Here is a 12248-nt window from a genome sequence, read left to right as displayed (position 1 = left end):
CTCACGACTACGAGAGTCCGCCGCCATGTACGAGCTGTCCCGGGTCCGCCTCTACTCCATCGGGCCTGCCGGTGCGCGCTACGCCGACACCGTGCTGGACCTGCGCGGAGTGGGCGCTCCCGTACCCGACCCCGCGCCCACACAGGCGGAGTTCTTCGAGGAGGAGCCCGTCGGGCCGCCGCGTCGCCCCGCGCCCGCCGGCGTGCTCTTCCTGGAGAACGGCGGCGGCAAGTCCGTCCTGCTCAAGCTGATCTTCTCGGTGATGCTGCCGGGCCACCGCAACACCCTGGGCGGCGCCAGCTCCGGCGTGCTGCGCAAGTTCCTGCTCGCGGACGACTGCGGCCACGTGGCGCTGGAGTGGCAGCACACGCTCACCGGCGAGTGCGTCGTGGTCGGCAAGGTCAGCGAGTGGCGCGGCCGGCAGGTCTCCAACGACCCGCGGAAGTTCGCCGAGGCCTGGTACTCCTTCCGGCCCGGACCCGGACTGAGCCTGGACAACCTGCCGGTCGCCGAGGCCACCTCCGTGCGCCCCGCGGTGGAGGGTGTGTCGGGCGCGCAGGGCCGGCGCCGCACCATGAAGGGCTTCCGGGACGCGCTCACCGAGGCGGGCAAGGCCTACCCGCACCTGGAGGTGCACTGGGAGGAGATCCACGACCGGTGGAACGAACACCTCGGTGACCTGGGCCTGGACCCCGAGCTGTTCCGCTACCAGCGCGAGATGAACGCCGACGAGGGCGAGGCCGCCGGCCTCTTCGCCGTCAAGAAGGACTCCGACTTCACCGACCTGCTGCTGCGCGCGGTCACCGACACCCGGGACACCGACGGCCTCGCCGACCTGGTGAGCGGATTCGGCAACAAGCTGGGGCGCCGGGCCGAGCTCATCGCCGAGCGGGAGTTCACCGCCGGCTCGGTGGACCTGCTCGGCCGGATCGTCGAGGCGGCCGGTGCGCGCTCGCGCGCGCGGGAGGTCCACACGGGCGCCGAGCGGCGCACGCGCACCCTGGCCCGGCGGCTCTCCGCGCGCGCCGTGCGGGAACGGGGCCGCACCGGCGACCTCGCCCAGCAGGTCACCACCGCCGCACACCGGGTCACCGAGGCGGAGGGCGCCCGGGAGCGCAGCGCGCTGATCGCGGCCGAACTGGCCTACCGGCACGCCTCGCTGGCGCTCGCCGCGGCCGAGAAGGGCGCCGCCGCGCAGAAGCGCGAGCTCGCCGACGCGCGCACGCTGCACTCCGCGTGGCAGGCGGCTGAGGCCGTCCTGCGCCACCGCGCCGCCGCCGACCGCTCCGCGCGCGTGGCGGCCGCGATCCTGGAGGCCGAGCGGGACGCCGCGCCCGCGCTCGCCGCGCGTTCCCGGGCCGCCGTCGACCTCGTACGCGCCCTGCACGCGGCCGCCGAAGGGGCCGAGGCGCTCGCCAACGAGGAGGAGGAGAAGTCCGGCGCGCTCCAGGAGGCCGGCGAGGCCGCCCACCGGGACGCGACCTCCGCCGCCACCGAGGCGCAGCGCGCCCGCAGCGAGATCGGCCACCTGCGCCAGCGCCTCGGCGAGGTCGAGCAGGAGACGGCCGAGGCGGTCCGCGCCGGCTGGCTCGACGACACCGCCCCCGACGCCGACCCGGCCCGCGCGGCGCTCGCCGCCAGCGACGCCGAGAAGAGCGCCGTCGCCGCCTGGGACGCCTCGCGCGCCGCGGAGCCACCGCGGCCGAGCGCGCGTACGACGCGGAACGGCGTACGGCCGAGGCACTGGCGGGCGAGGAGCGGCTGGCCGAGCTGCTGAGCCTGCCGGGCGCCTCCGACGGCGGCGGGGGAAGCACTCAGGGACACCCAGGGCACCCCGCGCTGCCCCGCCCGCGGTACGCGCAGGACGGCGCCCCGGCCGACGGCCCCCTCACCGCCCGCGAGCTGGACCAGTACGCCGACGAACTGCGCCGGTTCCTCGACGACGGGGTCGCCTCCGCCGAACGGCAGCTCTTCGAACTGCGCACCGCCGCGGCCGACGACGCCCGCATCCTCGGCGCCCTCGGCGACGGCGGACTGCTGCCCCCGGGACCCGACGTCCTCGCCACCGTGGAGTACCTGGGCGAGCACGGCATCCCCGCGCTGCCCGGCTGGCGCTACCTCGCGCAGGCCGTCGACCCCGTAGACCACGCGCGCGTGCTGGCCGCCCGGCCCGAACTCGTCGACGGCGTGATCATCACCGACCCGGACACGCACGCGCGCGCCCGGGAGGCCCTCACCGACGCCGCGCTGCTCCCGCGCTCCACCGTGGCCGTCGGCACGGCTGCCGCGCTGCTCGCCCCGACCCCGGCCCCCGGCGCGGGCGGCGACGACGTCTTCCTCGTACCGCCGAACCCGGCGATGCACGACGAGCACGCCGCCGACGAGGAACGGCAGGCACTGCGCACGCGCGCGGCCGGACGGGACGACGAGATCCGGGAGCTGGCCGCCCGGCTCGCCAAGGACCGGGAGCTGGCCGCCCGGCTCGCCTCCTGGCGCACCGGCTGCCCGGCCGGGCGGCTGACCGAGCTGGCCGGTGCGGCCGACGAGGCACGCGCCTTCGCCGAGGAGGCCGAGGCCGAACTCGGCGAGGCACGGGCGGTGCGGGCCGAGGCCGACGAGGCGGCGGCCGAGGCCGCGCTCGTACGGGACGAGCGGCAGGAGGCCGCCCAGCGCGCCCGGCGCGCCGCCGACGCCCTGGCCGGACTCGCCTTCCGGCTGCGCGAACGCGCGGGCTGGCAGGTCAAGCTGCGCGAACTCGCCGACGAGGCGGCCGAGTCGGAGGCCCGCGCCCAGGCCTGCCTGGAGCGGGCCCGCGCCGCCGACGAGGACCGGCGCGGCACCCAGCGCGCCGCCGACGACGCGCGCCGCACGGCCCGTGCGCTGCGCGCCGAGCGCGCGGAGATCGCGGGCGCCCCCGACGACGTGCCGGACGCCGGGCCCGGCGCCGCGAAGTCGTCGCTGCCCGCGCTCCGCGAGGCCTACCGGGCCGCCTCCCAGCTGTACGAGAAGGTCGGCGTCGGCGCCGACCTGCGCGCCGAGCAGGCCCGGGCCGAGAGCGACGAGAGCGCCGCGCTCACCGAGCTGAACCGCCTGACCAACAAGGTGCGTACGCGCGCCGAGCAGCTCCTGGAGTCCACCGACGGCTCCGACGGGCCGTCCCGGCAGGCCGCGGCGGCCCGTGCCGAGGAGCTGGTCCAGCTCCTCGAAGGCCGTGCGTCGACGGCGAGCGAGCAGCTCGGCCGGCTGCGCGGCGAGGCCGAGCGGCACGCGCCCGAGGACGGCGACGCCCACACCGAGCTGCCCGAGGACCTGGTGCCCCGCGACGCCGAGCACGCGCAGGGCCTGCTGCGCACCGCGACCGGCGAGCTCGCCACCTGCACCGACGCGCTGGCCCGGGCGCGGGCCGCGCACACCGAGCTGCTCGACGCCCACCGCGCCGCCGAGGACGCGGCCGGCGGCTTCGACGAGACGGCCGCCCTGCTCCGGGACCTCCTGCGGGAGCACCCGGACGACGAGCCGGAGGAGACCGAGCCCTACCCCGGCKCCCTGGAGGAGGCCAGGCAGTCCGCGGCCGAGGCCCGCCGCTCCCTGCGCGGCTGCGCGGCCGACCTCTCCGCCGCCGAGGCGGCGGTGCGCGAGGCGAGCGACGTCCTCGTACGGCACGCCAACGCGACCCGGTACGAGCAGGTGCGTACCCCCGCGCGGCAGCAGATCCGGGAGCTGCCCGCCTCCGCGCTGCCCGAGCACGCGCAGAAGTGGGCGGACGCCTTCGCGCCCCGGCTGCGGGTCCTCACCGACGAGCTGGCGCAGCTGGAGCGCAACCGCGACTCGATCGTGGACCGGCTGCGCGGGCTGGTCGAGTCCGCGCTCGCCACGCTGCGCTCGGCCCAGCGGCTGTCCCGGCTGCCCGAAGGGCTGGGGGAGTGGTCGGGGCAGGAGTTCCTGCGGATCCGCTTCGAGGAGCCCGACCAGGCCACGCTCGCCGAGCGGCTGGGCGAGGTCGTCGACGAGGCGACCCGGGCGGCGGTGAAGAAGAACTCCGACCTGCGCCGGGACGGCATGTCCCTGCTGCTCAGGGGGGTGGCCGCGGCCCTGCAGCCCAAGGGCGTCGCCGTGGAGATCCTCAAGCCCGACGCCGTGCTGCGCGCCGAGCGCGTCCCCGTCGGCCAGATGGGCGACGTGTTCTCCGGCGGCCAGCTGCTGACCGCCGCCATCGCGCTCTACTGCACGATGGCGGCGCTGCGCTCCAACGACCGGGGCCGCGACAAGCACCGCCACGCGGGCACGCTGTTCCTGGACAACCCCATCGGGCGCGCCAACGCGACGTACCTGCTGGAGCTGCAGCGGGCCGTCTCGGACGCGCTGGGCGTCCAGCTCCTGTACACCACCGGCCTGTTCGACACCACGGCGCTGGCGGAGTTCCCGCTGGTCATCCGCCTGCGCAACGACGCGGACCTGCGGGCGGGCCTGAAGTACATCAGCGTGGAGGAACACCTGCGGCCGGGCCTCCCCAGGGAGACCCCTGCCGGGGAGGCCTCCCACACGGAGATCACGGCGACGCGCATGTACAAGCGGCCGGCCCCGACGGCCCCGTAGGGGCCGTTCAGGGGCGCGGGGAACTGCGCGACCAGCCCCCACCGGGCCGCCAGTTCCCCACCACCTCGCGGTATACGGGTCGCTGCGGCGCCGTCGTGGCCGGTCGCGCAGTTCCCCGCGCCCCTATCGGGGCCCCTACGGGGCCATTAAAGGGCGTCCTCCCTCAACAGGTCGGCGCACTTTTCGCCGATCATCATCGTCGTGATGCACGGGTTCACCGAGATCAGATCCGGCATCACCGACCCGTCCGCCACCCGCAGCCCCGCCACCCCCTTGACCCGCAGCCGCGGGTCGAGCGGGGCGGAGTCGTCCCCCGGCGCACCCATCTTCACCGTGCACGACGGGTGGTAGACGGTGTTGTGCGTCCGGTGGATGTAGTCGAGCAGCTCGTCGTCCGTGCGCACGTCCGGCCCCGGGGCCAGCTCCGCCCCGGCCCACCCGCTCAGCGCGGGCTGCGCGGCGATGCGCCGGGCCAGTTTCAGCCCGTACGTCATCACGCGTACGTCGTGCTCGTGGGTGAAGTACCTCGGATCGACCCGCGGCTTGTCGCGGAAGTCCCGCGTCCGCAGCCGCACCGTGCCGCGCGACCTCGCCCGCGTGACGTTCGGCGTGAGGCAGAAGGCGTTCTCCGAGGTCGGATAGCCCCACCGCGCGGTGTTCATGTCGAACGGCACCGAGCCGTAGTGGAACATCAGGTCGGGCCGGTCCAGACCCGGTTCGGTGTCGTAGAAGACGCCCGCCTCCCACCACTGGCTGGAGGTGGTCGGCATGGGCTGCTTCGCGTCCCACATGATGACGCCCTCGGGATGGTCCTGGAGGTTCTCGCCCACACCGGCCGCGTCCACCACCACCTCCACGCCCACCTCGCGCAGGTGCCCGGCCGGCCCGATGCCGGACAGCATCAGCAGCTTGGCGCTGTCGATCGAGCCGCAGGACACGATCACCTCGCGCCGGGCCCGTACCGTCCGGGTGCGGATCAGGTCCGGGTCCAGGTACTCGGCGCCCGTGCAGCGCCGCCCGTCGAGCACCAGCTTCTTGGCCCGTACCCCGGTGCGGACGTCGAGGTTCGGCCGCTTGCCCAGGATCGGGTGCAGGTACGCGACCGACGAGGACTGCCGGATGTTGTCCTCGTCGGAGTTGATCTGGAACCAGCCGGCGCCCCGCACGACGGTCCGGCCCGTGTTGAACGCGGTCGTCGGGATGCCCGCCTGCGCGCAGGCCTCCAGCAGGGCGGTGCCGCACGGGTCGTCGCTCTTGAGCGTACGCAGCTTCACCGGGCCGGTGCGGCCGTGGTGCTCACCGGGGGCGTCGTTGTTCTCCAGCCGCTGGTAGAGCGGGAAGAGATCGGCGGCGCTCCACCCCGTGCAGCCCGCGGCGGCCCAGTCGTCCAGATCCTCGGCGGGCGCCCAGAAGGCGATGCAGGAGTTGTGCGAGGAGCAGCCGCCGAGCACCCGGGCGCGGGCGTGCCGCATGAAGCTGTTGCCGCTGGCCTGCGGTTCGACCGGGTAGTCCCAGTCGTAGCCGGACTCCAGCAGCCCCATCCAGCGCTCCAGTTTCAGGACGGCGTCGTCGCCGACGTCACTGGGTCCCGCCTCCAGGACGCACACGGTCACGGACGGGTCCTCGGAGAGCCGGGCCGCGACCACGTTCCCCGCGGTGCCCCCGCCGACCACGACATAGTCGAACTCGTCTTCGTTCACGGACGATCGGCCTCCTCGGCGGTCGGCGGCAGGGGCGCGTCGGCCGCCCCTCGGAACCGGTGCTCGGCGAGCACCCCGGTGCGGTGGCGCTGCACGAACCAGTAGTAGGCGAAGCCGCCGCCCATCACGACGCCGACGAACAGGACGGCGCCCCAGCGCAGGTACCAGTGGTAGGGGGCGGTGGCGTTGTAGACCGCGGCGCGCGGCCAGATCAGGTTGACCATCATCGCCGTGCCCCACACCACCGCGATGATGTTGACGGGCAGTCCCCAGCGGCCCAGCGAGAACCTGCCCTCGCCCGCGGGCTGCCAGGCGCCGCGCAGCCTGGCCACCAGCATGGGCCCGGTGACCAGCAGGTACGCGAGGTAGATCAGGATGATGCCGATGCTGGTGACCACGGTGAAGATCTGCGGCTGGCGGATGTTCACCACGAGGATCGCCAGCGCCAGTACGCCGATGATCACCGCGGGCACGATCGGCGTCTGGAAGCGGGGGTGGACCTTGGCCAGCCGGGAGGAGGCGGGCAGGTTGTTGTCGCGGGCCATCGCGAAGGCCAGCCGGATCGCGGCCGTGTGGACGGCCAGGGCACACACGGTGACCGCGATGAACACGCACCACAGCATGGCCTTGCCCGCGTCCTCGCCGAGCACGTCCAGGACGACGTACTGCAGTCCGTCCGTGGACAGTTCCTCGCCCTTCAGGCTGGACACGCTCATCAGCGCGAGCAGCAGGACGAGTCCGCCGAGGACGAACGAGGCGACGATGGCGCGGATGATGGCCCGCGGCGCGTTGCGGGACGGGTCGAGGGACTCCTCGCCGAGCGAGGCGGCGGTGTCGAAGCCGTACATCACGTACGCGGACGCCAGCGAGGCGACCAGGAAGGCGCCGAAGTAGCCGCCGGGCTGGCCGGCCCCGGTGCCGTTCGTCTCCAGCACGACCCCCGGTCCGCGGGTGATGTGCACGGCGAACAGCACGATGAGTACGACGGTGGCTATCAGCTCGATGAAGACGCCCGCCGTGTTGATCCTGGCCATCAGCTTCACGCCGAGCGCGTTCACCAGGGTGGTGAACAGGACGAGCACGGAGGCGAGGAGCACCGCGTTGGTGGCGACGTCGTACTTTCCGGTGCCGTCGCCCACGAACTGGAAGAAGGACGATATCTGAGGGAGCGTCAGCTGGTAGGCGAGGGCCACCGCGGCGATCGACACGATGGAGGCGATCAGCATCGTCCAGCCCGCCAGCCAGCCGATGTGCGGATTGCCGATCTTCTTGGACCAGTTGTAGACGGAACCGGCCACCGGATAGCGCGCGGCGAGCTCCGCGAAGCACAGCGCGACCATGAACTGGCCGAGGAAGACCATGGGCCAGGACCACCAGTAGGCGGGTCCGCCGCTGCCGTAACCGAAGTAGAAGAGCTGGAAGGTGCCGGTGAGGATGGAGATGTAGCTGATGCCGGCGGCGAAGGTGTGGAAGTTGCCGAGCGTGCGCTTCAGTTCGGGCCGGTAGCCGAACTCGTTGAGTTCCGAGTCGTCGTGGCCGTGCGGCCCGGCCGGTTGCTCCGGTGGGTGCTCGGTGGTGGTCATGAGCGGCCTCCTGGGAAGGGGAGTTCTCCCGGGCGGGAGGAGGTGAGGCTCGTGCGGGTTCGTCGGTGCGGTCTGGATCTTATGGCTCCGAGCGCCGGATCCCATGGTGAAGTGCGGTCTTTTTCATGGTGGTTGCCGCGACGCCGGCCGTCACCGCCTCTGACGACCGGCGCCGCGGGTCAACCGTGTGACCGTTCGTGGGCTAGGAGAACCAGCCCTGCGGGCGCGGGTTCGTCGTGCGCCAGATGTGCTTGGTCTCGCGGTACTCGGCGAGGCCGGCCGGTCCCAGTTCCCGCCCGAACCCGGACTGCTTGTAGCCTCCCCACTCGGCCTGCGGGACGTACGGGTGGTAGTCGTTGATCCAGACCGTGCCCGCCCGCAGCGCCGACGCGACGCGCTGCGCCCTGCCCTCGTCGGACGTGAAGACCCCGCCGGCCAGGCCGTAGACCGTGTCGTTGGCCAGCCGCACCGCCTGCGCCTCGTCCGCGAACCGCTCCACGGTCAGCACCGGACCGAACGACTCCTCCTGCACGACGGACATCCGCGAGGAGCACTCGTCGAGCACGGTCGGCGGGTAGTAGAAGCCGTCCGGGTGCGGGGGATCCGCGGGCCGCTCCCCGCCGCAGCGCAGCACCGCGCCCTCCCGCAGCCCCTGCGCGACGTACGCCTCGACCTTCTCCCGGTGCGCCGCGGAGATCAGCGGCCCGGTCTGGGCCCGCTCGTCGAACGGCCCGCCCAGCCTGATCCGCCGCGCCCGGCGCACCAGCTCGTCGACGAACCGGTCGTGCAGGGAGTCCTCGACCAGCAGGCGCGCCCCCGCCGAGCAGACCTGCCCCGAGTGCAGGAAGACGGCCGTCAGCGCCATGTCGACGGCCGTCTCGAAGTCGGCGTCGGCGAAGACGATGTTCGGGTTCTTGCCGCCCAGCTCCAGGGCGACCCTCTTCACCGTCCCGGCCGCCGCGGCCATGAGCCCGCGCCCGGTTTGCAGACCGCCGGTGAAGGAGACCAGGTCCACGTCCGGATGCCCGGCCAGCGGAGCGCCCGCCTCCGGACCGGCGCCGAGGATCAGGTTGGCCACGCCCGCCGGCAGCCCGACCTCCTCCAGGAGGCGCATCAGGTGGATCGCCGTGTGCGGGGTCAGCTCGCTCGGCTTGAGGACGAAGGTGTTGCCCGCGGCCAGCGCCGGAGCGACCTTCCAGGCCGTCTGCAGCAGCGGGTAGTTCCAGGGGGTGATCAGCGCGCACACGCCGACCGGTTCGTGCACGACCCGGCTGTCGACCCCCTCGGTGCCCGTCTCCACGACCCGCCCGGACTCGCTCGCCACGAGCCGGCCGAAGTAGCGGAAGCAGTTCTCGATGTCGTCGATGTCGTACTCGCTCTCCACCACGCGCTTGCCGGTGTCGAGCGACTCCGCCCGGGCGAGCAGGTCCTTGTCGCGCAGCAGCAGGTCGGCGACGCGCAGCAGCAGGTCGCCGCGTTCGTTCGCGGGGGTCCGCGGCCAGGGCCCGTCGTCGAAGGCGCGGCGCGCCGCCGCGACGGCGTCGCCCGTGTCCTCGCCGCCCGCCTCGTCCACGACCGCCACCAGCGAACCGTCGGCCGGGCAGCGGATCTCACGGGTGCGCTTGTCCCGCGCGCTCGTCCAGGTGCCGCCGATGTACAGATCCGCCATCCCTGCCTCCCAGCATGCCGATGAGCCACTCGTGGAACATCCCGAGGTGGTGCTCGGTGGGCACCAGCACCCCGCCCCCGCGATAGGCGCGGGACGCCATGGCGGGCTGCGTACGCTCGCACGCCTCGAAGTCCTGGGTGTTCACCCGGTGGAAGAGCTCCACGGACTTCGACACGTCGGCGCCCGACTCGACGACCTCGGGGGCGTAGAGCCAGTCGCACTCCACGATCGTCCGGTCCTCGGCGAGGGGGAACATGCGGTGCAGGATGACATGGTCGGGGACGAGGTTGACGAACACGGTCGGTTTGACCGTTATCGCATAGTAACGGCGGTCCTGGTCCTCGGCGATCTCGGGCAGTCGGCCGAAGCCCTCGCTGCCGTCGATGGTGAACCCCCGGATCTCCTCGCCGAACGCGGCGCCGTGGCCGACGTAGTACTGGGCGGCGTAACCGCCCGCGAACTCCGGGAGCACATCGGTGAGTTCCGGGTGGATCGTCGCGCAGTGGTAGCACTCCATGAAGTTCTCGACGATCAGCTTCCAGTTCGCCCGCACGTCGTAGGAGACGCGTCTGCCGAGGGCGAGGTCCTGGATGCCGTAGCGCTCGACGGCCGCCGCGTCCCCGAGCCGCTCGACGGCCGCGCCGACCACCGTCTCCTCGAAGGACGGCGGCTCGTCGGCCAGGCACACCCAGGCGTAGCCGAGCCACTCGCGCAGCGCGACCCGGACCAGCCCGTACTCCGTACGGTCGACGTCCGGCATCCGCGCCAGGTTCGGCGCCGCGATCAGCTTCCCGTCGAGGTCGTACGTCCAGGCGTGGTACGGGCACCGCAGCGCGCGCCGCACCTCGCCGGTCTCCTGGGTGCACAGACGGGCCCCGCGGTGCCGGCAGACGTTGAGGAAGGCACGCAGTGCTCCCGTACGGGACCGGGTGACCAGGACGCTCTCGCGGCCGACCTGGACCGTGCGGAACGCGCCCGCTTTCGCCAGGTCGGCGCTGCGGACCGCGCAGATCCACATCGACTCGAAGAGCCGTTCCTGCTCCTGCCGGAAGATCTCGGGGTCGGTGTAGTAGTGCCCCGGGAGGGTGCTGATCAGGCTGGACGGCAACGGGGTCGGGGCGGCGGCGGGGGAGACGGGGGACGTCGTCACGGGCGGACTCCTCAGGCGGGCGCGGCGGTGAGGCGGCGGGGGTCGAACAGGCCGATCGGATGCGCGGTGGTGCCCGTCAGGGCCAGGTCGGCCAGGATCTCGCCGACCACCGGCACGAACTTGAAGCCGTGTCCGGAGAAACCGCAGGCCACGGTCACGGACCCGGGGTGCGCGGGATGCCGGGCGATCACGAAGTGCTCGTCGGGCGTGTTGGAGTACATGCAGGTGGCGGCCTTGAGGAAGGTGCCCGGCAGGTCGGGGATGCAGCGGGACATGTGGTCCGCCATCGCCCGGACCTCCTCCTCGTGGACGGTGCGGTCGATGGTCTCCGGGGTGCAGACCTGCCCCTTGCGGAAGAAGGCGACCTTGGCGCCGAGCTCCGGCCCGTCGATGGCCGGGAACCCGTAGACCTGGACGCCGGCCGCGTCCTGCCAGACGTAGATGGGATGGTTCTCCGGCAGGAAGGGCCCGACCCCGCCCCGGGGCTGGAACCAGTACATGACCTGCCGCTCGATGGTGAACGGCACCCCGAGGTCGGTGAGCAGCCGCGGCGCCCACGCGCCGGGGCAGATCACCAGCTGGCCGGCCGTGTAGGTGTGCCGGGCCGTGTGCACGCGCACGCCGTCCCGGTACGGCTCCCAGCGGGTCATCGGCTCCTCGAAGCGCAGGTCGGCGCCCTGCCGGTCGGCGAGCTGGAGGTGGGCCGCGACCATGTTCTCGGGGCGGACCAGACCGGCCTTCGCCTCGTACAGGGCGACCTCGTCGTCCCGCGGGGAGAGGGTGGGGAAGCGGCGGCGGAGCTCGGCCGCGTCCAGCATCTCGTGCGGCAGGTCCCACTGGGTGGCCGAGCGCAGCGCACCGGCGACGGTCTGCGAGTCGGGCCGGCCCACCATGACACCGCCGCACAGCGTGGCGATGTCCCGGCCGGTGGCCCGCTCCAGGTCCTCGTACAGCTCGTAGGCGCGCAGCAGCAGCGGCACGTACGCAGGGTCCTCGAAGTAGGACTGCCGGGTGACCCGCGAACCGCCGTGGCTGGACCCGCGGTCGTGCACCGGCCCGAACTTCTCCAGCCCGAGCACACGCACCCCGCGCGACGACAGATGATGGACGGCAGCACTCCCCATCCCACCGAGCCCGACAACGATCACGTCATAGGAAAAGGACACGAAAACCTCGCTTTTTCCGGAGGGTGCGGGGCGATGGAAGGGGGCGGCTCGACCGACTTCTTTAGGGGCGCGGGGAACTGCGCGACCAGCCCCCGCCGGCCCGCACGCGACACACAACCTCCACGCGAAGCGTTCAGCACCGGATCCGCCTCATCTCCGGATCGAAAAGCGGCTCGTCCGCAACCGTGGCCCCCACCTTCTCCCCGAAGTACTCGACAGAGACCCCCGTTCCGGCGGCCAGCACCGGCAGCCACGCATACGCGACACACCGCCCCACCGTGTACCCGTACGCCGCGCTGGTGACGTACCCCGCGGGCACCCCGTCGACGTACACCGGCTCCTTGCCGAGGACGACGGCGGCGGGGTCGTCGAGCAGCAGCGGCG

General features: G+C 73.2%; 6 protein-coding genes and 1 pseudogene. 1 reads left to right on the top strand and 6 read right to left on the bottom strand.

All coding sequences use genetic code 11. The features are described 5' to 3' along the window. Window positions 1–25 precede the first annotated feature (25 nt). Window positions 26–4596, top strand: a pseudogene (locus FGF04_RS07760) (hypothetical protein). Between the two features lie 146 nt (window positions 4597–4742). Here the strand turns inward: FGF04_RS07760 and FGF04_RS07755 are convergent. From FGF04_RS07755 to FGF04_RS07730, 6 genes are all read right to left on the bottom strand, one after another. Then, window positions 4743–6296 (bottom strand): GMC family oxidoreductase, encoded by a 1554-nt coding sequence (locus FGF04_RS07755; RefSeq protein WP_149510501.1) that lies wholly within the window; start codon window positions 6294–6296, stop codon window positions 4743–4745. Next, a complete protein-coding gene (locus FGF04_RS07750) occupies window positions 6293–7879 on the bottom strand; it encodes an APC family permease (protein WP_149510500.1) in 1587 nt (528 codons plus the stop codon). Before FGF04_RS07750 ends, FGF04_RS07755 begins: the two co-directional genes overlap by 4 nt. 202 nt (window positions 7880–8081) lie before the next feature. Continuing rightward, the gene (locus FGF04_RS07745) at window positions 8082–9548 is read right to left on the bottom strand and encodes an aldehyde dehydrogenase family protein (protein ID WP_149510499.1); all 1467 of its coding nucleotides are present in this window, start codon (window positions 9546–9548) and stop codon (window positions 8082–8084) included. Then, window positions 9490–10698 (bottom strand): aromatic ring-hydroxylating oxygenase subunit alpha, encoded by a 1209-nt coding sequence (locus tag FGF04_RS07740; protein ID WP_149510498.1) that lies wholly within the window; start codon window positions 10696–10698, stop codon window positions 9490–9492. The genes FGF04_RS07745 and FGF04_RS07740 overlap by 59 nt, the downstream gene beginning before the upstream one ends. An 11-nt stretch (window positions 10699–10709) precedes the next feature. After that, entirely contained in the window at window positions 10710–11864 is a 1155-nt protein-coding gene (gene solA, locus FGF04_RS07735) for an N-methyl-L-tryptophan oxidase (RefSeq protein WP_149510497.1), read from the bottom strand. Between the two features lie 133 nt (window positions 11865–11997). Then, on the bottom strand, window positions 11998–12248 hold a 251-nt coding region (locus FGF04_RS07730), incomplete at its 5' end, for a glycine cleavage T C-terminal barrel domain-containing protein (RefSeq protein ID WP_149510664.1).

Origin of the sequence: Streptomyces apricus, assembly GCF_008369065.1 — a bacterium.
Classification (GTDB): Bacteria; Actinomycetota; Actinomycetes; order Streptomycetales; family Streptomycetaceae; genus Streptomyces; species Streptomyces apricus.
This window is presented reverse-complemented; position numbering and strand designations above follow the sequence as displayed.